Genomic DNA, 22,082 nt, shown 5'->3' with positions numbered 1-22,082 from the left:
AGGAAACCCCTCGGCTTTTTTATATTTTCTTCGGTTGATAATAGGTCTCCACTTCTTTTTTGAGATGAGACAGCATAGAAGTTTCCTCGGTCAGCTCTAGAAGGGAGAACCCTTTTTGGATAAGTTTAGCATCATTCCTACAAATCCCAATACGGACATAGCAGATAGCAAGCATATCGTAGCTTTTCTTGTTCTTGGCATCCTCTAGTAAAGTATAGCAGATTTGTTGACACATGTTTTTGTCTTGATGGTATAAGTAAATGGTGGAAAGGTTGAGTAGGATTGTCATTCGCAAGTCATATAAATGTTGATAGTTTTTATAGACTTCTAAGCGTTGCAAGATTTTTCCAGTGATGAGATGGAGGTGCTCAATTGGAAAGCTGAAAAGAATAGTATTGAGGATTTTTAGGTCACTTTCATACCATGTATCTTGTTTTTCAATTTTTTCCCACAGCTTTTGGATAGTCTGTTTCACTTGGTCTGACAGTTGCTCTGCACCATGCTGACGGATATGAATGACAACTTCAAGCATATCCCGGATTTCTTCTATAGGCAGGTCGTGATGGGTCTTGAGATAGTTTTGGCATGTTTCAAAAAAATGAACTAGACTATTACTACCAATAATGGAATTCATATTGAGATAAGTTTGCATGATTTCTGTCCGTTGGCTCGGCTGATAGAGATGGCAGATGTAGTCAAATTCTTCAAAACTCATATTAATCTGTCGGAGAAGAAATTCCATGTTTTCATATTTGGGAGTTACCTTGCCACTTTCAATCTTTGATAGGCTAGTTCTTGAAAGGACATCTCCGCAGACCTCTTCTTGAGTCAATCCTTTTGACTCACGTATTTCTTTATAGACCTTTCCAAAATCATAACGCATGATTGACTCCTTTTCGTGAAAAAAGTTAACAAATAATAAAATCCTATTAAAAATATTGTATCATAGTAATATAAAAAGTAGAAAAGAAAACTAAAATAAGCTTGGTGTAATTTTAAAATGGGTTTAACGAGTACTATGATGTAGCTAGAAAAGGGGTGGAAAAATGTTTAAAAATAAGGAACTTTTTCGAGTAGTCATGATATTTGTGATAGGAATTATCCTCATTTTAATGACACCCGTCTTATTTAAAGTTGTTATGGAACTATTTTCAAAATAGATAAGCCTCTGCTTTAGGCGGAGTAGTGAATCAGGAGGTTAAGTGATGAACTACAATTTAAAATATATCTTATCAGGAATATTTATCATAGTCTTTATAGGCTTCCTAGTTTGGATGAGTTATTTTAATCAGAAGAAGGAAGCAGAGCATTCGGATGTGTCTTTTGAAGCGAGGTTAGATAGTGAGGTCAAGAACTTGTATAAACAACTAGGCTTGGGTGAGGAGTCTCACTATTTCTTAGCTTATCGCTACCTACATCCTTGGTTTAATTTGGCTATTTTACCTCCAACAGTTGAAGTTTTCTTAACTAAAATAGCGCTGGTGATGGTGACTCCAGATGAACTGCTGATAAGAAATCTTGGAAATGGGATGACTTTCACAAGTGAGCACCATCGCGATTTGCGGCAAGGACTTATCCGCATTCCAAAATCAGAGATGAAAGAATTTGAGATTCGTAACTGGAAAAAAATTTTTGTATTGGGCGATTTTTTGACAATCAAAACAAACCAACAGCTATTATTTACAGGTTAGAGATGATGGACTTCAAAAAGGAAGTCTTTCTACCAAACACTTCTCAGACTTGAAACGACAAGATTTTCTAGGGTTATTGACAGATAAAAGAACATTCTGATTGACAATTATCCAAAAATGAATCTCTAAACATTCAAAAACCACACAGTATCCCTTTCAATTTGATTGTGTTCAAGATTGGAATGACAGTGTGGTTTTATTTAGAAGTTAGTTTTTCCTAATTATGATCCACGATGCTTATGTAGCCCAACAATGTCATCGAATCATTGAATTGGGAGAGGGGGAATGAGTTCGTTTAGCTCCTTTTGAATGACTGAATACTCATGTTTTCCAGAGAGAATAGCATAAATACGCCTAAGAATGACATTTTTATGTAGTATTTCTAGGTTTTTTTGTTTCAAATTGAAAATTTTTTCAATTTAGGCTTGACAAACGATGAGTATAGGAGTATTATTTATACAACCAAAAAGAATAAACATAAAGGAGGCTTTGTTATGAATAAGATGAAGAAGGTGTTGATGACGATGTTTGGTTTAGTGATGCTCCCCCTACTATTTGCTTGTAGTAACAATCAATCGGCTGGAATTGAAGCTATCAAGTCCAAAGGAAAATTGGTTGTAGCCCTCAATCCAGATTTTGCTCCATTTGAATACCAAAAAGTGGTTGATGGAAAAAATCAGATTGTGGGTTCAGATATCGAATTAGCCAAGGCTATCGCAACAGAACTAGGTGTCGAATTGGAACTATCTCCCATGAGTTTTGACAATGTACTGGCTAGTGTTCAATCAGGAAAAGCTGACCTTGCCATATCTGGTGTTTCTAAGACAGATGAACGGAGCAAGGTGTTTGACTTTTCAATTCCTTACTATACTTCAAAAAATAAGCTTATTGTCAAAAAATCTGACTTGGCCACTTATCAGTCTGTAAACGACCTGGCGCAGAAGAAGGTCGGAGCGCAGAAAGGTTCGATTCAAGAAACGATGGCGAAAGATTTGCTACAAAATTCTTCCCTCGTATCTCTGCCTAAAAATGGGAATTTAATTACAGATTTAAAATCAGGACAAGTGGATGCCGTTATCTTTGAAGAACCTGTTGCCAAGGGATTTGTGGAAAATAATCCTGATTTAGCAATCGCAGAACTCAATTTTGAAAAAGAGCAAGATGATTCTTATGCGGTCGCCATGAAAAAAGATAGCAAGGAATTGAAAGAGGCAGTCGATAGAACCATTCAAAAGTTGAAGGATTCTGGAGAATTAGACAAACTCATTGAGGATGCATTTAAAGCGTCCATTGAAAAATAGAAAGAAGGAAAAGAACATGAGTAAAGAAAAAGTAATTTTGGCCTATTCTGGCGGTTTAGACACATCAGTTGCTATTACCTGGCTGAAGAAAGACTATGATGTTGTTGCAGTTTGTATGGATGTGGGTGAAGGGAAAGACTTAGATTTCATCCATGATAAGGCTCTCAAGGTTGGGGCAGTCGAATCTTATGTCATTGATGTTAAGGACGAATTTGCTACAGATTATGTGCTAGTGGCTCTTCAGTCACATGCTTATTATGAACAAAAGTATCCCTTGGTATCTGCCTTGAGCCGCCCTCTTATTTCTAAAAAATTGGTTGAAATAGCGCATCAGACAGGAGCGACTACAATTGCTCATGGTTGTACCGGTAAGGGGAATGACCAAGTACGTTTTGAAGTATCGATTGCAGCCTTGGATCCCAATTTAAAAGTGATTGCGCCAGTTCGTGAATGGAAATGGTCTCGGGAGGAAGAAATTCATTATGCTAAGGAAAATGGGGTGCCTGTTCCTGCTGATCTTGACAATCCCTACTCTGTTGACCAAAATCTTTGGGGACGTGCCAATGAGTGTGGTATTTTGGAAAATCCATGGAATCAGGCTCCAGAAGAAGCCTTTGGCATCACAACTTCTCCAGAGCAAGCTCCAGATATACCAGAATACATTGATATTGAGTTTAGTGAAGGTGTTCCAGTTTCCCTCAATGGAGAAGGGTTAAAATTGGCAGATTTGATTCAAAAACTCAATGAAATAGCTGGAAAACATGGGGTCGGACGGATTGACCACGTGGAAAATCGTTTGGTTGGGATTAAATCAAGAGAAATCTATGAGTGTCCAGGTGCAGTGACCTTGCTGACAGCTCATAAGGAAATTGAGGACTTGACGCTTGTGAGAGAAGTGGCTCATTTTAAACCAATCATAGAAAATGAATTATCAAATCTCATTTATAATGCTTTGTGGTTTAGTCCAGCTACACAAGCCTTGATTGCTTATATTAAAGAGACTCAAAAAGTTGTCAATGGGACTGCAAAAGTTAAACTATATAAGGGGAGCGCTCAGGTCGTGGCTAGGAAATCACCAAATTCACTTTACGATGAAAATTTGGCGACGTATACTAGTGCAGATACCTTTGACCAAGATGCGGCTGTTGGCTTTATTAAGTTGTGGGGACTTCCAACCAAGGTTCATTCTGAGGTTCAAAAAATCGCCAAATAGGGCGATTGGATAGAGAGGTGGATGTGATATGGCTAAGAATACAAAATTATGGGGTGGTCGCTTTGAAGGTACTGTCGAAGACTGGGTAGAGCGCTTTGGTGCGAGTATATCTTTTGACCAGAAATTAGCTAAATTTGATTTGATTGGTTCTTTAGCCCACGTTCAGATGTTGGGTCAGACGGGCATTTTGAGTTTGAAGGAGTCAGAAAAGATTCAAGCAGGCTTGAAAGAGCTTTTAGAAGAGCTAGAGGCAGGCCAACTTGACTTTGATATCGCAAACGAAGATATTCATATGAATATGGAAGTGTTGCTGACAGAAAAAATTGGTCCCCTTGCAGGGAAGTTACATACGGCTCGTTCTCGAAATGACCAAGTTGCGACAGATATACACTTATATCTCAAGGAACAGCTAGACCATGTCCTAGGTAAACTGGCTCATCTCAAGGGTGTTTTATTAGACTTGGCGGAAAATCATGTGAAGACGATCATGCCGGGCTATACCCATCTGCAACATGCCCAGCCTATTAGTTTTGCCCACCACCTGATGGCTTACTACAATATGTTTCAAAGAGACAGTGAACGTTTTGAATTTAACCAGCAGCATACAGACCTATGCCCTCTAGGTGCGGCAGCTTTGGCAGGGACGACTTTCCCCATTGATCGTCAGTTGTCCAGCGATTTGCTGAAGTTTAAGCAACCTTATACAAATTCTTTGGATGCTGTTAGTGACCGCGATTTTATCTTAGAATTTCTGTCCAATGCCAGCATACTCATGATGCATATGAGCCGTTTTTGTGAAGAAATAATCAATTGGTGTAGCTTTGAGTACCAATTTATTACCTTGTCAGATACGTTTACAACAGGTTCCTCTATTATGCCCCAAAAGAAAAATCCAGATATGGCTGAGTTGATTCGAGGAAAGACTGGTCGAGTTTATGGGAATCTGTTTGGACTATTGACAGTCATGAAGTCCTTGCCTTTAGCTTATAATAAGGATTTGCAAGAGGATAAGGAAGGGATGTTTGATACGGTCGAAACGATTTTAAATTCCCTCGATGTATTGGCAGGTATGTTATCTAGTTTGCAGGTAAACAAGGAAAAAATGCAAGAATCAACAGAGAAGGACTTTTCAAATGCGACTGAGTTGGCAGATTATTTGGCAGGGAAAGGCTTGCCATTTAGAGAAGCTCATGAGGTTGTAGGAAGATTAGTGCTAGACTCTATCAAGTGTGCTAAAAATATTCAAGATTGGACTTTGGAGGAATTGCAAGCCTATCATTCTCTTATTTCCGAGGATATTTATGTCTACTTGCAACCTAAAACTGCGGTTCAAAGACGAAATTCCTTGGGAGGTACAGGATTTGACCAAGTGAAATACCAAATTGCAGTCGCTAAGAAAGCGAATAAAGATTTAAAAAGTTGATAAGCAGTAAAAATAAAGGCGCAAGCTTATTTTCATAATAAGGCAGTGTGAGCCTTTATTTTGTGATTTTTATCCGTTTTGTAATGATTTTTTGTCTACTATGTAGGATGGATATAAACTCAATTTCAGAAGAAATGAAGTAAATCTTTCCACAATAAAACGCATATTATCAAGGTTTTTGCCTACCTGATACTATGCGTTTTTCTGATTTCAAAGCTTTTTTGGCTAAGGATTAACGCTGACCGAATGATGTAACTCCGCCACCTAAACTAGCGAGATCATCACTATTTATTGTGGGAACTTCAGCATTGTTACTATTGGTATTAGTCTCTGCTCGAGCTTCTGAAGTATTAGTTGTTTGATTTTGTGTATTTGCCACATCATTTCCGCTGCTGCCAGCACTATCAGATGAAGGTTGTTCGCTTGCAGGCGCTTGTGAACTGTATCTGCTCCTATTTGACTCAGTATAGGTTGGAGTGTAGCTCCCTCCTTCTGAAGAATAGGTTTCCCTTTCCCCTTCGCTACTAGTCGTTCCTGTTTCTTTTTTGTCGTTCCTTTGTCCTTCTTTTTTGGTCAAGACTTCAACTTGCTTTTGGAATTTAGAAATCAGTTCTTGAATTGGTTTTATTTTTTCATCAATAGTGGCTTGTTTGCTTGTGGAATTGACACTTTTAATAATCTCTAGTATTTTTTGTAAGGAAGTGATGGCTGTTTCAAGTGTTTGTTTATCTTCAAACTGGCTATCAGATTCCTTTACATCTAATTTTAAAGCTTTTTCGCTATAATGATTGGTGATTTTATCGGCAGTAGTAGCAAGAAAGTCTGCTAATGTTTGCTTGCCTTCGTCAGTGGTTGGTTTTAATTCTCGAATTTTTTTCCAATCCTCTATAATCGTTTCAGAATCGATATTAAAATCTTTGATGGCTTTTTTTACTTGTTCGACATCTTGTTCATTTTTTTGCCGTTTGATGAAAGCAATATTGCCTCTTTCTGTTAAGATGTTTTCTTGATGAATGACTAAACCTATTAAAAGTCCAAGACTTGCGACAATGATAATAGTAAAAATGGTGTTTTTTGATTTTAGAATATCTTTGTAGTTTTTCACAATCGTTCTACGTACATGGATGGTAGTATCTTTAAGAGATCATGTACGTATTCCTCCTCATTACAGTATATCATTTTTAGTTTATTTTATAAATAAGATAATAAGCAGTAGAGGGATTAAGCTATAAATTACACTCTTTTTAAACAATTATATATGTATTTACAGAGAGGCTTGCAGATTATCAGCCTCTTTCTTGTCTTCTCCAACCAAGCGTGTTATAATGAATACTGCTCAAGCGACCTTCAATCGTTAAAGCACACACGACCTTCAATCGTGAATAAACGAATAGATGGGAGACTTACCATGAGTGAGAACTCTAAAACACGTGTTGTTGTGGGGATGAGTGGTGGTGTTGATTCGTCGGTGACGGCTCTTCTTCTCAAGGAGCAGGGTTACGATGTGATCGGTATCTTCATGAAGAACTGGGATGACACAGATGAAAACGGCGTCTGTACGGCGACCGAAGATTACAAGGATGTGGCTGCGGTGGCAGATCAGATTGGCATTCCCTACTACTCTGTCAACTTTGAAAAAGAGTACTGGGACCGCGTTTTCGAGTATTTCCTAGCGGAATACCGTGCAGGACGTACGCCAAATCCAGATGTTATGTGCAACAAGGAAATCAAGTTCAAGGCTTTTTTGGACTATGCCATGACCTTGGGGGCAGACTATGTAGCGACTGGGCACTATGCCCGTGTAGCGCGTGATGAGGATGGAACAGTTCACATGCTTCGTGGCGTGGACAATGGCAAGGACCAGACCTACTTCCTCAGCCAACTTTCGCAAGAACAACTTCAAAAAACCATGTTCCCATTGGGACATTTGGAAAAGCCTGAAGTTCGCAGACTAGCAGAAGAAGCAGGGCTTGCCACTGCTAAGAAGAAAGACTCGACAGGGATTTGCTTTATTGGAGAAAAGAACTTTAAAAATTTTCTCAGTAACTATCTGCCAGCTCAGCCTGGTCGCATGATGACTGTGGATGGTCGCGATATGGGTGAGCATGCAGGTCTCATGTATTATACGATTGGTCAGCGTGGTGGTCTCGGTATCGGTGGGCAACACGGCGGTGACAATGCCCCTTGGTTTGTTGTCGGAAAAGACCTAAGCAAGAATATCCTCTATGTTGGCCAAGGTTTCTACCATGACTCGCTCATGTCAACCAGCCTAGAGGCTAGCCAAGTCCACTTTACTCGTGACATGCCAGAGGAATTCACGCTAGAATGCACAGCCAAATTCCGCTACCGTCAGCCTGATTCTAAAGTAACCGTCCATGTTAAAGGAGACAAGGCAGAGGTCATCTTTGCAGAGGCACAGCGGGCAATCACACCAGGACAAGCAGTTGTCTTTTATGATGGCGATGAGTGTCTAGGTGGCGGTTTGATTGACAATGCTTACCGTGATGGACAAGTTTGTCAGTACATTTAGATTGACAAATTTTCTCAATTTGCTACAATAATAAAAGCAATAGAAATGATGGTCAAAGCTCATGGATGTTGCAGGCTTTTTTGTCCTGCACTTCTTTGGAGTTTTGACTGTTTTTGTGTCGTTTAAGGGAAAGGATAAAAATGACTCAACAAGACTTTCGGACAAAAGTAGACAATACGGTTTTTGGTGTTCGGGCGACAGCCTTGATTCTTCAAAATCGCAAGCTTCTAGTCACCAAAGATAAGGGTAAGTATTACACTATTGGCGGTGCGATTCAAGTCAATGAAAGCACGGAAGACGCGGTAGTCCGTGAAGTGAGGGAAGAACTGGGTGTCAAAGCTCAAGCTGGGCAGCTAGCTTTCATAGTTGAAAATCGTTTTGAACAGGACGGTATTTCCTATCACAACATCGAGTTTCATTATCTGGTGGATTTGCTTGAAGATGCCCCATTGACCATGCAGGAAGATGAGAAAAGGCAACCCTGTGAATGGATTGACATAGACAAGCTTGAGGGTATCAATCTAGTTCCAGCCTTTTTAAAAACAGCCCTGCCAGATTGGGACGGCCAACTAAGACACATCCATCTTGAGGAATAGGAGAAAAACATGACGGTCAGGCTCATTGCCCATGTGCTTATTCAGAGTGGAGATGACTATTTACTCCTTAAACGTTCTGAGATAAAAAGAGGCTTCTCCAATGTTTATCCAACTTACTGGGATATTCCTGGTGGCGGGGTTGAAAAGGGTGAACTTCCGCGAGATGGAGCTCTTAGAGAATGCATTGAAGAAGCGGGAGTTAGGCTAGATAGCAGTTCGCTCAAACTTCTTCACGAAGATAGTCAACTGGATACCTCTAAGGATACTGTCTTTACTCGCTTAGTTTATAAAGCAGAGTGGGTTGGGGAGAAGCCAATTATCAGATTAGATCCTGAAGAGCATACACACTTTAAATGGGTTACTATGGATCAAGCTCTAGAGGAGGAGAAGTTAGTTCCTTATTTGCGAGAAATTTTTGAAAGGTTAAGAGATGACATATAATTTTACTGAAGAATACGATATTATTGTAATTGGTGCAGGACACGCTGGGGTCGAGGCTTCCTTGGCCGCTAGCCGTATGGGCTGTAAGGTCTTACTTGCGACTATCAACATTGAAATGCTGGCTTTCATGCCTTGTAACCCCTCTATCGGTGGTTCTGCCAAAGGGATTGTTGTGCGTGAAGTCGATGCCCTCGGTGGCGAGATGGCCAAAACCATTGACAAGACTTACATCCAGATGAAGATGCTCAACACAGGGAAGGGGCCAGCTGTCCGTGCCCTTCGTGCGCAGGCTGACAAGGAGCTTTACTCTAAGGAGATGCGCAAGACGGTTGAAAATCAAGAGAATCTGACCCTTCGTCAGACCATGATTGATGAGATTTTAGTGGAAGATGGTAAGGTTGTCGGTGTTCGTACAGCGACCCATCAAGAGTATGCTGCTAAGGCTGTTATCGTGACGACAGGGACGGCCCTCCGTGGGGAAATTATCATTGGAGACCTTAAGTATTCATCAGGTCCTAACCACAGCCTAGCTTCTATTAACCTTGCTGATAATCTTAAGGAATTGGGCCTCGAAATCGGTCGTTTCAAGACAGGAACACCTCCACGTGTCAAGGCTTCTTCTATCAATTACGATGTGACAGAGATTCAGCCAGGAGACGAAGCGCCTAATCACTTCTCTTATACTTCACGTGATGAGGATTATGTCAAGGATCAGGTGCCATGCTGGTTGACCTATACCAATGGTACCAGTCATGAAATTATCCAAAATAACCTCCACCGTGCGCCTATGTTTACAGGTGTGGTCAAGGGAGTGGGACCTCGTTACTGCCCGTCGATTGAGGATAAGATTGTGCGCTTTGCGGACAAGGAACGTCACCAACTCTTCCTTGAGCCAGAAGGGCGCAATACTGAGGAAGTCTATGTTCAAGGACTTTCAACCAGTCTGCCTGAGGATGTCCAGCGTGATTTGGTTCATTCCATCAAAGGTTTGGAAAATGCAGAGATGATGCGAACAGGTTATGCCATTGAGTATGATATGGTCTTGCCTCATCAGTTGCGTGCGACTCTGGAAACCAAGAAAATCTCAGGTCTTTTCACTGCTGGTCAGACAAATGGAACGTCAGGTTACGAAGAGGCAGCAGGCCAAGGGATTATCGCTGGGATCAATGCGGCTCTGAAAATCCAAGGCAAGCCTGAATTGATTTTGAAGCGCAGTGACGGTTATATCGGGGTCATGATTGATGACTTGGTGACCAAGGGAACTATTGAACCCTATCGTCTCTTGACCAGTCGTGCTGAATACCGCCTCATTCTCCGCCATGACAATGCTGATATGCGTTTGACAGAGATGGGACGCGAGATTGGACTTGTGGACGATGAACGCTGGGCTCGCTTTGAAATCAAGAAAAATCAATTTGACAATGAGATGAAGCGCCTAGACAGCATCAAACTTAAGCCAGTCAAGGAAACTAATGCTAAGGTTGAGGAGATGGGCTTCAAGCCGTTGACAGATGCAGTGACAGCCAAGGAATTCCTTCGCCGTCCAGAAGTCTCTTATCAAGATGTGGTAGCCTTCATCGGACCAGCTGCAGAGGACTTGGATGATAAGATTATCGAATTGATTGAAACAGAAATCAAGTACGAAGGCTATATTTCCAAAGCTATGGATCAGGTAGCCAAGATGAAACGCATGGAAGAAAAACGCATTCCAGCCAATATTGATTGGGATGATATTGATTCTATTGCAACAGAAGCCCGTCAGAAGTTCAAACTGATCAATCCAGAAACCATCGGCCAAGCCAGCCGTATCTCAGGAGTAAACCCAGCAGATATTTCTATTTTGATGGTGTATCTTGAAGGTAAAAATCGTAGTATTTCTAAAACTCTTCAAAAATCAAAATAATACGTCGTCGGCTTCTTACGAATGAGTTCAAAGCTTGGCTTTGATTCATCTCCAGCCTCCCATAGTTCCCCGAACTATGGGAGCTAACTCAAGTTATGCTTTCGCCTAGCCTTCTAGTCTGATTTTGATTTTTATTGAGTTTGAATCTCAAAAGAAAGCATAGAGAAAAACAGCTCCGAAAAATCGGGGCTGTTTTGTTGACTTGTATTCAATGAAAATCAAAGAGCAAACTAGGAAGCTAGCCGTAGGTTGCTCAAAGCACTGCTTTGAGGTTGTAGATAGAACTGACGAAGTCAGTAACATATATACGGCAAGGCGAAGCTGACGTGGTTTGAAGAGATTTTCGAAGAGTATTATTCTTCATCTGGTGTGAGGATCATCGGGATGATAATCGGTTCACGTTCTGTATTTTCATAAAGGAAGGGGCGAATAGCGTTGACAATGGCACCATTGACAGATTGGACGCTGGCATCTTTGTTTTTCAAAGCGATACGAATAGCATTGAAAAGGATGCGTTGGCTTTGGCGAATCAAGTCGCCAGACTCTCTCATGTAGACAAATCCACGGCTGAGAATATCTGGTCCAGATAGGATCATCTGAGACTTGAAGTCAACGGTTGCGACAGCTAGTACAACACCATCTTCAGATAGATCGCGACGATCTTTGAGCACAGCTGCACCGATTTCGCCGATACGATTTCCATCGACGTAGATATCCTGAGCATTGAAATGACCTGCGATACGGGCAGAGTTTGCAGTAAGGGCAAGCACATCACCGTTGCTCATGATAAAGATATTGTCCTTCTCAACACCAGTATCCACCGCAAGTCCAGCATGGACTTTTTGCATGCGGTATTCACCGTGGACAGGCATGAAGTATTTTGGTTTAATCAAGCGGAGCATAAGTTTTTGCTCTTGCTGACCACCGTGTCCAGATGTATGGATATTGTTAACCTTACCGTGGATAACTTCGACACCAGCTTCAGAAATGATGTTAATCAGCTTGTTGACGCTAGTAGTGTTTCCAGGGATTGGGCTTGAAGAGAAGATAACCGTATCGCCAGGTTGGAGTTGCACTTGACGGTGGGTTCCGTTTGCGATACGAGAGAGGGCCGCCATCGGCTCACCCTGACTACCTGTACAGAGGATCAGAACCTCGCCTGCAGGGTAGTCTTTGATTTCATTTGGCTCGATAAAGGTTCCCTTAGGAGCTTTGATGTAGCCAAGCTCGATTCCGTTGACAATGGCCTTTTCCATAGAGCGACCAAAGACCGCAATCTTACGTCCAGTCTTAACAGCAGCATCTGTTGCTTGCTGGAGACGGAAGATATTTGAGGCAAAGGATGCAAAGATGATACGTCCTTCAATGCCTTGGATAATCTTCATGATGGACTGACCAACGACTTTTTCAGAGTTGGTAAAGGTTGGCACTTCCGCATTTGTTGAGTCAGAGAGAAGACAGAGAACACCTTCTTCACCAAGCGCAGCCATACGGTGCAAGTCCGCAGGTTCTCCGACTGGAGTAAAGTCGAACTTGAAGTCACCTGTACAGACAATTTTCCCTTGAGGAGTATGAATGACAATCCCCAAAGGCTCTGGAATAGAGTGAGTCGTTCTAAAGAAAGTGGCCTTGAGATTTTTAAAGGTCAACTCAGTGTTGTGGTTGATTTCGTAAAGTTTGGCGTTGCGCAAGAGGCCGTGTTCTTCGAGTTTACCACGGATCAAAGCCAAGGCAAGCGGTCCAGCATAGATAGGGACATTTGCTTGCTTGAGCAGGAAAGGAATCCCACCAATGTGGTCCTCGTGTCCGTGTGTGATTAAGATAGCCTTGACGCGGTCGATATTGTCCACAATGTAAGAGTAGTCAGGAATGACATAGTCGATACCAAGCAAGTCATCTTCTGGGAATTTAATCCCAGCATCGACGATGATAATCTCATCTTGGTATTCAATTCCGTAAGTGTTTTTCCCGATTTCTCCCAGACCACCGATGGCAAAAACGCCGACTTCTTCAGGTTTAAGAGTATAGGCCATATTAGAACTCCGTGATTTCGAAGGCGCCAGTTTCTTTTTCGTAATCTAGCAATTTGTCAGACAAGAGTTCGATATACTCGATATTGTACTCTGGGCGATTTTCTTCGACAAGTTGGCGAGCAGCGATACGGCCCTCAAGTTCTGAGCTGGCATCGATGTCTAGGTAAAGTGCGCGTGTAGTTTCACGACGTGGGCTACGTTCTTTTGTTTCTTGATAAAAAACTTTGTAAATCATATAGTTCCTTTCTATTTACAGGTCAGCTTATTCCAAACTTTTAGCAGAGATTTGCTTGATTTCATTCCATTTTGTGTCTAGATTGACCTTGATTCGTTACAATTATTTCAATTATACCACAAAATGAAAAATTAGTAAAAGACGGGAACGAGAAAGTCATAGAGTCACTCGTTAGGAAGCGTTTGCAAAAACAAAGAAAATATGCTATCTTGATAATGGAAGTGGAATTTATCGCTTGTCACAATTCCCTATAGTTTTTAAGTCAAGGAGGTTGCCCTATGTATAACTTATTTGCTTTTGCTATCGGAGCTCGTTTGGTAGCTTTTATTGTTTTTGTTGCTTGCGTTTATGCGGGGAATCTTCTATTTGCCAAACTGGAACGACGATAAACCAAGTTCTTGTGGAAAATTACCTTTGTGACTCTCTACTCGATCTTTCTCCTCCTCGTAACCTATGTCGTTTGGTTTGTCTTTTACTTTGGATTAAATGCTTAGATGCTCTGCTTATGCTGGGGCTTTTTTGTTTGGGGCAAAAGATAGTAAATTCATGACACGAAAATTCCACCCCTTCTATCAAGATGAGGTGGTCTTTGCATTTTTCTAAAATGATATGACAATGGAATTTTCAGAGCTTATTATTTTTATGGTGGTCATTACTCTGCTCAAAAATAGAGTTGAAGCATAAAAATAAAACAATACAAACAGATAAATCGAATGGTAAAGGGATAGTAGTAATGTTTAAATCATTGAGAATGCTGAGGAAACTGTAAGAGATAAAGATAATAAAATTCATTCTTCTAAAAATGTGTTTTTTATCTAGCATGACTTACCAAACTTTTTACGAAGATCCTTTCAATTTTCTTGTTCACTTTTATATTCGTAAAGTAAAAGAAAAGTGAGCATTTTTTTGAATTTTATTTGCGAATTGTTTTTTAGTTAAGTGTAGGCTTTTTTGTTTGGGGGTAAAGAAAATTCCCATGTGCCAGCTTTTGTAGTATAATAGTAAGCAGACCAAAAGATAGGAATGTGTTATGAAAGTATTAGCTTTTGATACGTCCAGCAAGGCTCTTTCTCTCGCTATTTTAGAGGATAAGCAGGTTCTTGCCGAGACGACGATTAATATTAAGAAAAATCACAGTATTACCCTCATGCCAGCCATCGATTTTTTGATGGCGAGTGTGGACTGGACGCCCAAGGATTTGGATCGAATCGTGGTGGCTGAAGGGCCAGGTAGCTACACAGGCTTGCGAATCGCGGTAGCAACTGCCAAGACTTTGGCTCATACTCTGAACATTGAGTTAGTTGGTATGTCTAGCCTCTTGGCTCTGGTGCCCTACCAACAAGAAGGTTTGTTTATCCCCTTGATGGATGCTCGTCGCAACAATGTTTATGCAGGATTTTATGAAAATGCTAAACCTGTCATGCCGGAAGCGCACCTATCTTTTGAAGAGGTGTTAGAAAAAGTTAAGGGTGCTAGTCAGGTTACCTTTGTCGGAGAAGTTGCCCCCTTTGTGGAGCAGATTCAAGAACACTTGCCAAGGACTAATTACAAAGAAACCTTACCTAATGCAGCCAATCTTGCTCTTTTGGCTTGGGACAAGGAAGCAGACTCCTTGCACGACTTTGTGCCTAACTACCTCAAGCGTGTCGAGGCTGAGGAAAACTGGCTCAAGAACCACACCGAGTATGGTGAGTCCTACATTAAACGCCTATGATAGAAATCAAACGAACTCAACAGCAATCTGATCTGGCTCAAGCCATCTACGCTGTTATGATAACTGTTTACTCAGTCAGTCCTTGGACGCTGGAACAAATCCAAGCAGACCTGGCTCAAGACCAGACTTGGTATGCTCTGGCTTATGATGGGGACGAAGTGATTGGATTTCTAGCTGTGCAGGAGAATCTTTTTGAAGCAGAAGTCCTGCAAATCGCTGTCAAACAAACCTATCAGGGTCAGGGAATTGCATCAGCCTTGTTTGCTCAATTGCCGACAGACAAGGAGATTTTCCTCGAAGTCAGAAAGTCAAATCAACGAGCGCAAGCATTTTACAAGAAAGAAAAGATGGCAGTCATCGCTGAGCGAAAGGCCTACTACCATGACCCAGTCGAGGACGCCATTATCATGAAGAGAGAAATAGATGAAGGATAGATATATTTTAGCATTTGAGACATCCTGTGATGAGACCAGTGTCGCCATCTTAAAAAACGACGATGAGCTCTTGTCCAATGTCATTGCTAGTCAAATTGAGAGCCACAAACGTTTTGGGGGCGTAGTACCAGAAGTAGCTAGCCGTCACCATGTCGAGGTCATTACAGCCTGTATCGAGGAGGCTCTGGCAGAAGCAGGGATTACCGAAGACGATGTAACAGCTGTGGCTGTTACCTATGGACCAGGCTTGGTTGGAGCCTTGCTAGTTGGTTTGTCAGCTGCCAAGGCCTTTGCTTGGGCACATGGACTTCCACTGATTCCTGTTAACCACATGGCTGGTCACCTCATGGCAGCTCAAAGTGTGGAGCCTTTGGACTTTCCCTTGTTAGCACTTTTAGTAAGTGGCGGGCACACAGAGTTGGTTTATGTTTCTGAGGCTGGTGACTACAAGATTGTTGGGGAAACGCGAGATGACGCGGTTGGGGAAGCCTATGATAAGGTAGGCCGTGTCATGGGCTTGACCTATCCTGCAGGTCGTGAGATTGACGAGCTAGCTCATCAGGGACAGGATATTTATGATTTCCCTCGTGCCATGATTAAGGAAGATAATCTGGAGTTTTCATTCTCAGGTTTGAAATCTGCCTTTATCAATCTTCACCACAATTCCGAACAAAAGGGAGAAAGCCTATCTACAGAGGACTTGTGTGCGTCCTTCCAAGCAGCTGTCTTGGATATTCTTATGGCAAAAACTAAGAAGGCTTTGGAGAAATACCCTGTTAAAACCCTTGTCGTGGCAGGTGGTGTGGCAGCTAATAAAGGTCTCAGAGAAAGCCTAGCAGACGAAATTACCGATGTTAAGGTCATCATCCCCCCTCTGCGTCTCTGTGGAGACAATGCAGGCATGATTGCCTATGCCAGCGTCAGCGAGTGGAACAAAGAAAATTTTGCAGACTTGGATCTCAATGCCAAGCCAAGTCTCGCTTTTGATACTATGGAATAAGGAGTCAGCTTAAGGCTGGCTTTTTTGTTCTCTTAAATGTCAGAATATTTTGACAAATGATTGTAAATAATGATATACTATATAAAAAATAGGAGGTGGTCAGATGATTGAGAGAATGGAATTGGGAGAATTTTACAAGGAATTGCGCTTGGCAAGAAAGCTCAAGCAGTCAGATGTGGCTTGTGCTGGACTAACAGCTTCTCAGTTGTCTAAGTTTGAACTAGGACAGTCTATGCTATCTGCGGACAAGCTGCTCTTAGCCATCCAAGGAATCAATGTGACCTTCGATGAGTTTGGTCATAAGCTCAACAATTATCAAGAATCTCCACATATGCGAATTGGTAGAAAGGTTGTGGATCGGTTTGCCCATCAAGATATTGCTGGCTTAGAGCAACTGTTGGAGGAAGTCGAGCAAGAACAGATGGCGCAGACCTATCGTCGTTTGAATGCTATTGTAATTAAAAACGCACTCCATTCCTTAGATAAGAACTATCCATTGGTAAAAGAAGATAGCGAGTTTTTGACTATCTATCTCTATGCTATTGAGTCTTGGACCTGGTTTGAACTCTATCTTTTTTGCAATACCATGCCCTTCTTGAGTAATCAAGATTTGATATTTTTATCAACCTCTTTACTTGAAAAATCCAAGGAATTTAAAGAGTTAATACACAATCGATTGTATATGAAGCAAGGACTCTTAAATATCTTATCAGAACTCATGGAGCGAAAACTTTTCTCATACATCCCAATCTTCGAAGCCGAGTTGGAGAGCATGTTGCGTCCGTACGATGTTTTTGAGAAAGTATCGTGGCAATTTTTAAAGAAAATGAGTGTCTTTCTTCAAACCAAAGGAAGCAATCAAAAAGAGATTGAACACTTTATCCAATCTCTGCAAGTATTAGAAAATCCACAATTAACAGCCCTCTTCGAATTGCGTTTTCAGCAATACAAAGAACTTATCGATTAATTAGAAACGGGAAGACAATCACCCACTCCGAAATAAGCAGGAGTATCAGTTGGATTTTTCTTTTCTTCATCATTATATCCCTCCTTGTTAGTAGTAACTTTATTATACCAGTGAAATAATCAAATCTACCAAAATCGCAAATCTGAAATTTCTATAAGAAAAAATATCAAATATGCGATTTTCTAAAATAAGCCAATTTCTGTGTTATACTGTCCATGTAAAGTACTTAAAGCAAATCCTAGGTCGCAGAAGTGGTTTACAAATGAAGATAATTAAAGGAGTGTAAAAGATGTTAAATTTACAATTTGCAGAAACGATGGAACTAACAGAAGCTGAGTTGCAAGATGTTAGAGGAGGAGATCTTGTGTATCTTGGCAATATCCCAAGCGGTGCATGGGGAGGGTTCGGGACACCTTGGTCAATCACTAATTTCTGGGAGAAAAATTTTAACCATGATTCTTCCACTGTTAATCGTCGTCGTTGATATTTAAAGCCCTTGCCTTTGTTTGGGTTAGGGCTTTCTTTATTTCGTAATATAGGAGAAAATAGGATGAAAAAGATAATCTCACGCTACTACTTTATTATAGCTATTCTACTAGTTGTTGCTGACCAGAAGTTCAGTGTTCTAGTTTTACATAGCGATCTTGCTGCTGGTTTATCCGACTTTGCCTATTATTTGTCGGATATGCTGTTAAATTTTCTTGTGGTTCTGCTTGCTTTTATTGTTATGGTTTGGTCAGGAAAATGGCAGAAAATTAACAGTAGAAAATTTAAAGGTTCCTATCTTTTCTATTCCTTCCTAGCTCTTCTTGCTTTTGTTGTTTGGAATTTCGTCACCTTTTTTCTTTTTCCGCCTACCAAAAATGCAATTTCTTATCAACTGGATGTTCCTACTTTTACAGGAGCTACAGCATTTTTGATGTATTTTTTCTATCCTGTGATTGCAGGTCCCATTTTTGAAGACATGATTTATCGTGGATTGGTGATGACAGCTCTGGAAAAAGGAAAGAAATGGGGACTGGATGTGCTTGGCTCAGCTATATTATTTGGAATCTTACACATTAGTAATCACGGTTGGGTCTTGACAGACTTTTTCGTCTATATGGGTGGCGGTCTCATATTTGCAGTCTTGTTTAGAGTAACCAAGTCCATTTATTGGCCTATTGGGCTGCATATAGTCTACAATGGTATTGGTCAAATTTTACCGTTGCTGTAATTTCATTTGCTTAGTAATATTTTAGGAAGAGTGTTCTAGGTATTCTACCCATTTAGTTTATTTCCTTACTGAATACTCTTATATTTGTTTGTAATCGCATTTTTAGGTATCCTTTTCATAAAAATGATCTTAGTTTTAGTAACTATTGCTACTAACTTTGTTTTATTGCTATTTCTTCTAGTTGCCTTTTCATGTTCTTTGATATTCGTGAAAACATTTAGCGGATAATTTCTATAATATATGTTTGAGACTGGATTGCCAGTCTTTTATGATGGCCACAATCAGCAGACTTTTTTCTCTTTCCTGAATGTGTTATAATAGTCCATGCTGTGGCTGGAACCGATTCAGTCCACCTATTAAGACAATATGAGGAGAAAGATGAGAGAAAAAGGATTTTGGGAGGGAGCGCAGGCAGCCATGCCAACGGCCCTTGGTTATGTCAGTATTGGCCTTGCCTGTGGGATTATCGGTGCGCCCTATGTGACACCTGTTGAGATGGGATTGATGAGCCTCTTTGTTTATGCTGGGAGTGCCCAGTTTGCCATGTTGGCACTGATTGCGGTTCAAGCACCTGTGGCAGCTATTGCTATGACGGTTTTTTTGATTAATTTGCGTCTCTTTTTATTGAGTTTGCATGCGTCAACTTATTTCCGTCATACCAGTCTCTGGCAAAATATCGGTATGTCTAGTCTTTTGACGGACGAGACCTACGGCGTTTTGATGGGTGAATTGGCCCATGCAGACAAGGTCAATCCTATGTGGATGCACGGAAATAATCTCAACAGCTATGTGGCTTGGTTTGTGGGAACAGTTGTCGGAACGGCTCTAGGTGGCCTGCTGCCAAATCCAGAAATTTTTGGTTTAGACTTTGCCCTGGTTGGGATGTTTATCGGAATTTTTGCTTCGCAATTCCAGATTATGCAAAGACGGATTCCTGTCCGCAATCTGCTCATTATCCTAGCAGTTGTTGCGGTGTCCTTCTTTTTGCTCTTGACAGTAGTGTCTCAGTCACTAGCTGTTCTGTCTGCGACCTTGCTAGGTTGTACAATGGGGGTGGTTTTAGATGGTCAGTAAGTATCTTTTATTAGCAGTTATTTTCTCTGGTTTGGTGACCTGGATTCCCCGTATGATTCCCTTCATCTTGGTCAAGTATAAGGGCTTGCCTGCGATTGTTGAACGTTTTTTGAAGTTCTTGCCCGTTTCTATTATCTTTGCCTTGATTCTTTCAAGCGTAGTGACAGGTAAGGTTGGGAGCCTTCCTCAAATTAAATGGCTAGACTTCTTAGCCGTCTTTCCAACGGCTTGGGTAGCCTTTCGCTACCGCAATCTAGTCGGAACAGTTCTCTTTGGAGTGGTCTTGATTGCAGTCTTGCGTTTGGTCTTTTAAATTACCCATAAAGAAAACCTATCACAGAGATAGATATCATATAATGGCGCAAATGTTTTTTTTCTGTTAAGATTATAAGGTATTTTATTTTGGAGGAAATGACATGAAAAAAATCGTTAAATACTCATCTCTTGCTGCCCTAGGGCTTGTTGCTGCAGGTGTGCTAGCAGCTTGCTCAGGTGGTGCTAAGAAAGAAGGAGAAGCGGCTAGCAAGAAAGAAATTATCGTTGCAACCAATGCTTCACCAAAACCATTCAACTATGAAGAAAATGGTGAATTGACTGGTTATGAAATTGAAGTGGTTCGCGCTATCTTTAAAGACTCTGACAAGTATGATGTCAAGTTTGAGAAGACAGAATGGTCAGGAGTCTTTGCAGGACTTGATGCTGACCGTTACCAAATGGCCGTTAACAACATCAGCTACACTAAAGAACGTGCTGAAAAATACCTTTACGCAGCCCCAACTGCTAAAAACCCTAACGTTCTTGTAGTGAAGAAGGACGACTCTAGCATCAAATCACTTGATGATATCGGTGGAAAATCAACAGAAGTTGTTCAAGGGACAACATCTGCTAAACAGTTAGAAGACTACAACAAACAACATTCAGATAATCCAACTGTCCTTAACTACACTAGAGCAGACTTCCAACAAATCATGGGACGCTTGAGCGATGGTCAGTTTGACTACAAGATTTTTGATAAAATCGGTGTTGAAACAGTCATCAAGAACCAAGGATTGGACAACTTGAAAGTCATTGAACTTCCAAGCGACCAACAACCTTACGTTTACCCACTTCTTGCCAAAGGTCAAGATGAGTTGAAAACATTTGTGGACAAACGCATCCAAGAACTCTACAAAGACGGAACTCTTGAAAAACTGTCTAAACAATTCTTCGGCGATACTTATCTACCAGCAGAAGCAGATATTAAATAATTTCTTGAAATCATCCATTCTGATTCAGATGGGTGATTTTTCAGTTCGCTACCGCAATCTAGTCGGAACGGTTCTCTTTGAAGTAGTCTTGATTGCAGTCTTGCGTTTGGTCTTTTAAATCAGCCATAAAGAAAACCTATCACAGAGATAGTTATCATATAATGGTGTAAATGATTTTTTTCTGTTAAGATTATAAGGTATTCTATTTTGGAGGAAATGACATGAAAAAAATCGTTAAATACTCCTCTCTTGCTGCCCTAGGGCTTGTTGCTGCAAGTGTGCTAGCAGCTTGCTCAGGTGGTGCTAAGAAAGAAGGAGAAGCAGCTAGCAAGAAAGAAATTATTGTTGCAACTAATTCTTCACCAAAACCATTCAACTATGAAGAAAATGGCGAATTGACTGGTTATGAAATTGAAGTGGTTCGCGCTATCTTTAAAGACTCTGACAAGTATGATGTCAAGTTTGAGAAGACAGAGTGGTCAGGAGTCTTTGCAGGACTTGACGCTGACCGTTACCAAATGGCCGTTAACAACATCAGCTACACTAAAGAACGTGCTGAAAAATACCTTTATGCAGCCCCAACTGTTAAAGACCCTAACGTTCTTGTAGTCAAGAAAGACGATTCTAGCATCAAATCGCTTGATGATGTTGGTGGAAAATCAACAGAAGTTGTTCAAGGAACAACATCTGCGAAACAGTTAGAAGACTACAACAAACAACACTCAGATAACCCAACTATCCTTAACTATACTAAAGCAAACTTACAACAAATCATGGGCCACTTGAGCGATGGTCAGTTTGACTACAAGATTTTTGATAAAATCACTGTTGAAACAGTCATCAAGAACCAAGGATTGGACAACTTGAAAGTCATCGATCTTCCAAGCGACCAACAACCTTACGTTTACCCACTTCTTGCTAAAGGTCAAGATGAGTTGAAAACATTTGTAGACAAACGTATCCAAGAACTCTACAAAGACGGAACTCTTGAAAAATTGTCAAAACAATTCTTCGGAGACAATTATCTACCAGCAGAAGCGGATATTAAATAATTGCTTGAAATC

At 40.9% G+C, this 22,082-nt stretch carries 21 protein-coding genes and 2 pseudogenes; 19 read left to right on the top strand and 4 right to left on the bottom strand.

Annotation, left to right across the window (positions count from 1 at the left end):
• Nucleotides 1-19: 19 nt before the first annotated feature.
• On the bottom strand, nucleotides 20-883 hold the full coding sequence (locus tag SK637_RS09125; RefSeq protein ID WP_033689505.1) for a helix-turn-helix domain-containing protein: 864 nt from the start codon (nucleotides 881-883) through the stop codon (nucleotides 20-22).
• A 322-nt stretch (nucleotides 884-1,205) separates the two neighbouring features.
• Here SK637_RS09125 and SK637_RS09120 point away from each other — a divergent pair.
• The 4 genes and pseudogenes from SK637_RS09120 (at nucleotide 1,206) to argH (ending at nucleotide 5,628) form a co-directional block, all read left to right on the top strand.
• Nucleotides 1,206-1,791: pseudogene (locus SK637_RS09120) on the top strand (hypothetical protein).
• A gap of 394 nt (nucleotides 1,792-2,185) precedes the next feature.
• Nucleotides 2,186-2,992, top strand: a complete 807-nt coding sequence (locus SK637_RS09110) for an ABC transporter substrate-binding protein (protein ID WP_033689502.1) — start codon at nucleotides 2,186-2,188, stop codon at nucleotides 2,990-2,992.
• 16 nt (nucleotides 2,993-3,008) lie between these two features.
• Nucleotides 3,009-4,205: an argininosuccinate synthase gene (locus SK637_RS09105; RefSeq protein ID WP_033689501.1), complete on the top strand. Its 1,197-nt coding sequence runs from the start codon at nucleotides 3,009-3,011 to the stop codon at nucleotides 4,203-4,205.
• 28 nt (nucleotides 4,206-4,233) lie between these two features.
• Nucleotides 4,234-5,628: an argininosuccinate lyase gene (gene argH, locus SK637_RS09100; RefSeq protein ID WP_033689500.1), complete on the top strand. Its 1,395-nt coding sequence runs from the start codon at nucleotides 4,234-4,236 to the stop codon at nucleotides 5,626-5,628.
• Between the two features lie 232 nt (nucleotides 5,629-5,860).
• Here the strand turns inward: argH and SK637_RS09095 are convergent, their stop codons facing one another.
• Nucleotides 5,861-6,733 (bottom strand): hypothetical protein, encoded by an 873-nt coding sequence (locus SK637_RS09095; protein WP_033689499.1) that lies wholly within the window; start codon nucleotides 6,731-6,733, stop codon nucleotides 5,861-5,863.
• Between the two features lie 303 nt (nucleotides 6,734-7,036).
• On the opposite strand from SK637_RS09095, the gene mnmA reads away from it, so the two are divergent.
• The 4 genes from mnmA to mnmG all read left to right on the top strand — a co-directional run bounded on the left by mnmA (nucleotide 7,037) and on the right by mnmG (nucleotide 11,098).
• The gene (gene mnmA, locus SK637_RS09090) at nucleotides 7,037-8,158 is read left to right on the top strand and encodes a tRNA 2-thiouridine(34) synthase MnmA (protein ID WP_033689497.1); all 1,122 of its coding nucleotides are present in this window, start codon (nucleotides 7,037-7,039) and stop codon (nucleotides 8,156-8,158) included.
• Between the two features lie 140 nt (nucleotides 8,159-8,298).
• Complete coding sequence (locus tag SK637_RS09085; protein WP_033689495.1) at nucleotides 8,299-8,754, top strand: NUDIX hydrolase; 456 nt, start codon at nucleotides 8,299-8,301, stop codon at nucleotides 8,752-8,754.
• Between the two features lie 9 nt (nucleotides 8,755-8,763).
• Nucleotides 8,764-9,195, top strand: coding sequence for an NUDIX hydrolase (locus SK637_RS09080; RefSeq protein ID WP_033689491.1), 432 nt, complete (start codon nucleotides 8,764-8,766; stop codon nucleotides 9,193-9,195).
• A complete protein-coding gene (gene mnmG, locus SK637_RS09075) occupies nucleotides 9,185-11,098 on the top strand; it encodes a tRNA uridine-5-carboxymethylaminomethyl(34) synthesis enzyme MnmG (protein WP_000221904.1) in 1,914 nt (637 codons plus the stop codon). The genes SK637_RS09080 and mnmG overlap by 11 nt, the downstream gene beginning before the upstream one ends.
• 353 nt (nucleotides 11,099-11,451) lie before the next feature.
• Here the strand turns inward: mnmG and rnjA are convergent, their stop codons facing one another.
• Entirely contained in the window at nucleotides 11,452-13,131 is a 1,680-nt protein-coding gene (gene rnjA / locus SK637_RS09070) for a ribonuclease J1 (protein WP_033689489.1), read from the bottom strand.
• Between the two features lies 1 nt (nucleotide 13,132).
• Nucleotides 13,133-13,366 carry a DNA-dependent RNA polymerase subunit epsilon gene (locus SK637_RS09065; protein ID WP_000639572.1) on the bottom strand — a complete coding sequence of 78 codons (234 nt, stop codon included), beginning with the start codon at nucleotides 13,364-13,366 and terminating at the stop codon, nucleotides 13,133-13,135.
• A gap of 278 nt (nucleotides 13,367-13,644) precedes the next feature.
• Between SK637_RS09065 and SK637_RS10205 the strand changes: the two are divergent.
• The 11 genes and pseudogenes from SK637_RS10205 to SK637_RS09005 all read left to right on the top strand — a co-directional run bounded on the left by SK637_RS10205 (nucleotide 13,645) and on the right by SK637_RS09005 (nucleotide 22,070).
• A pseudogene (locus SK637_RS10205) lies at nucleotides 13,645-13,860 on the top strand (hypothetical protein).
• A gap of 536 nt (nucleotides 13,861-14,396) precedes the next feature.
• The gene (gene tsaB / locus SK637_RS09050) at nucleotides 14,397-15,080 is read left to right on the top strand and encodes a tRNA (adenosine(37)-N6)-threonylcarbamoyltransferase complex dimerization subunit type 1 TsaB (RefSeq protein ID WP_033689488.1); all 684 of its coding nucleotides are present in this window, start codon (nucleotides 14,397-14,399) and stop codon (nucleotides 15,078-15,080) included.
• The gene (gene rimI / locus SK637_RS09045; protein ID WP_033689487.1) at nucleotides 15,077-15,514 is read left to right on the top strand and encodes a ribosomal protein S18-alanine N-acetyltransferase; all 438 of its coding nucleotides are present in this window, start codon (nucleotides 15,077-15,079) and stop codon (nucleotides 15,512-15,514) included. Before tsaB ends, rimI begins: the two co-directional genes overlap by 4 nt.
• Nucleotides 15,504-16,514: a tRNA (adenosine(37)-N6)-threonylcarbamoyltransferase complex transferase subunit TsaD gene (gene tsaD, locus SK637_RS09040; protein ID WP_033689486.1), complete on the top strand. Its 1,011-nt coding sequence runs from the start codon at nucleotides 15,504-15,506 to the stop codon at nucleotides 16,512-16,514. The genes rimI and tsaD overlap by 11 nt, the downstream gene beginning before the upstream one ends.
• 103 nt (nucleotides 16,515-16,617) lie before the next feature.
• Entirely contained in the window at nucleotides 16,618-17,481 is an 864-nt protein-coding gene (locus SK637_RS09035; protein ID WP_033689485.1) for an XRE/MutR family transcriptional regulator, read from the top strand.
• A gap of 289 nt (nucleotides 17,482-17,770) precedes the next feature.
• Nucleotides 17,771-17,965 (top strand): peptide pheromone VP1, encoded by a 195-nt coding sequence (locus SK637_RS09030; protein WP_033689484.1) that lies wholly within the window; start codon nucleotides 17,771-17,773, stop codon nucleotides 17,963-17,965.
• 66 nt (nucleotides 17,966-18,031) lie between these two features.
• Entirely contained in the window at nucleotides 18,032-18,697 is a 666-nt protein-coding gene (locus SK637_RS09025) for a CPBP family intramembrane glutamic endopeptidase (protein WP_033689483.1), read from the top strand.
• A 378-nt stretch (nucleotides 18,698-19,075) separates the two neighbouring features.
• Complete coding sequence (locus SK637_RS09020; protein WP_078352660.1) at nucleotides 19,076-19,771, top strand: AzlC family ABC transporter permease; 696 nt, start codon at nucleotides 19,076-19,078, stop codon at nucleotides 19,769-19,771.
• Nucleotides 19,761-20,084: an AzlD domain-containing protein gene (locus tag SK637_RS09015; protein ID WP_000253936.1), complete on the top strand. Its 324-nt coding sequence runs from the start codon at nucleotides 19,761-19,763 to the stop codon at nucleotides 20,082-20,084. Before SK637_RS09020 ends, SK637_RS09015 begins: the two co-directional genes overlap by 11 nt.
• Nucleotides 20,085-20,187: 103 nt before the next feature.
• Entirely contained in the window at nucleotides 20,188-21,018 is an 831-nt protein-coding gene (locus SK637_RS09010) for an amino acid ABC transporter substrate-binding protein (RefSeq protein ID WP_020901826.1), read from the top strand.
• A 221-nt stretch (nucleotides 21,019-21,239) separates the two neighbouring features.
• The gene (locus SK637_RS09005) at nucleotides 21,240-22,070 is read left to right on the top strand and encodes an amino acid ABC transporter substrate-binding protein (protein WP_033689480.1); all 831 of its coding nucleotides are present in this window, start codon (nucleotides 21,240-21,242) and stop codon (nucleotides 22,068-22,070) included.
• Nucleotides 22,071-22,082 lie beyond the last annotated feature (12 nt).

Source organism: Streptococcus mitis, assembly GCF_000722765.2.
In the GTDB taxonomy this organism is placed as follows: Bacteria; Bacillota; Bacilli; order Lactobacillales; family Streptococcaceae; genus Streptococcus; species Streptococcus mitis_AQ.
The sequence above is the reverse complement of the archived record's forward strand: the minus strand, read 5'-3'. Positions and strand labels throughout refer to the sequence as shown.

Excerpts from the sequence above, each read along its gene's own strand:
- SK637_RS09080 (WP_033689491.1), top strand. The coding sequence starts at position 8,764 with ATGACGGTCAGGCTCATTGCCCATGTGCTTATTCAGAGTGGAGATGAC.
- SK637_RS09015 (WP_000253936.1), top strand. The coding sequence starts at position 19,761 with ATGGTCAGTAAGTATCTTTTATTAGCAGTTATTTTCTCTGGTTTGGTG.
- SK637_RS09020 (WP_078352660.1), top strand. The coding sequence starts at position 19,076 with ATGAGAGAAAAAGGATTTTGGGAGGGAGCGCAGGCAGCCATGCCAACG.
- SK637_RS09125 (WP_033689505.1), bottom strand. The coding sequence starts at position 883 with ATGCGTTATGATTTTGGAAAGGTCTATAAAGAAATACGTGAGTCAAAA.
- SK637_RS09030 (WP_033689484.1), top strand. The coding sequence starts at position 17,771 with ATGTTAAATTTACAATTTGCAGAAACGATGGAACTAACAGAAGCTGAG.
- SK637_RS09110 (WP_033689502.1), top strand. The coding sequence starts at position 2,186 with ATGAATAAGATGAAGAAGGTGTTGATGACGATGTTTGGTTTAGTGATG.
- mnmA (WP_033689497.1), top strand. The coding sequence starts at position 7,037 with ATGAGTGAGAACTCTAAAACACGTGTTGTTGTGGGGATGAGTGGTGGT.
- SK637_RS09065 (WP_000639572.1), bottom strand. The coding sequence starts at position 13,366 with ATGATTTACAAAGTTTTTTATCAAGAAACAAAAGAACGTAGCCCACGT.
- SK637_RS09035 (WP_033689485.1), top strand. The coding sequence starts at position 16,618 with ATGATTGAGAGAATGGAATTGGGAGAATTTTACAAGGAATTGCGCTTG.
- SK637_RS09005 (WP_033689480.1), top strand. The coding sequence starts at position 21,240 with ATGAAAAAAATCGTTAAATACTCCTCTCTTGCTGCCCTAGGGCTTGTT.
- SK637_RS09105 (WP_033689501.1), top strand. The coding sequence starts at position 3,009 with ATGAGTAAAGAAAAAGTAATTTTGGCCTATTCTGGCGGTTTAGACACA.
- rimI (WP_033689487.1), top strand. The coding sequence starts at position 15,077 with ATGATAGAAATCAAACGAACTCAACAGCAATCTGATCTGGCTCAAGCC.
- tsaD (WP_033689486.1), top strand. The coding sequence starts at position 15,504 with ATGAAGGATAGATATATTTTAGCATTTGAGACATCCTGTGATGAGACC.
- mnmG (WP_000221904.1), top strand. The coding sequence starts at position 9,185 with ATGACATATAATTTTACTGAAGAATACGATATTATTGTAATTGGTGCA.
- argH (WP_033689500.1), top strand. The coding sequence starts at position 4,234 with ATGGCTAAGAATACAAAATTATGGGGTGGTCGCTTTGAAGGTACTGTC.
- rnjA (WP_033689489.1), bottom strand. The coding sequence starts at position 13,131 with ATGGCCTATACTCTTAAACCTGAAGAAGTCGGCGTTTTTGCCATCGGT.
- SK637_RS09025 (WP_033689483.1), top strand. The coding sequence starts at position 18,032 with ATGAAAAAGATAATCTCACGCTACTACTTTATTATAGCTATTCTACTA.
- SK637_RS09010 (WP_020901826.1), top strand. The coding sequence starts at position 20,188 with ATGAAAAAAATCGTTAAATACTCATCTCTTGCTGCCCTAGGGCTTGTT.
- tsaB (WP_033689488.1), top strand. The coding sequence starts at position 14,397 with ATGAAAGTATTAGCTTTTGATACGTCCAGCAAGGCTCTTTCTCTCGCT.
- SK637_RS09085 (WP_033689495.1), top strand. The coding sequence starts at position 8,299 with ATGACTCAACAAGACTTTCGGACAAAAGTAGACAATACGGTTTTTGGT.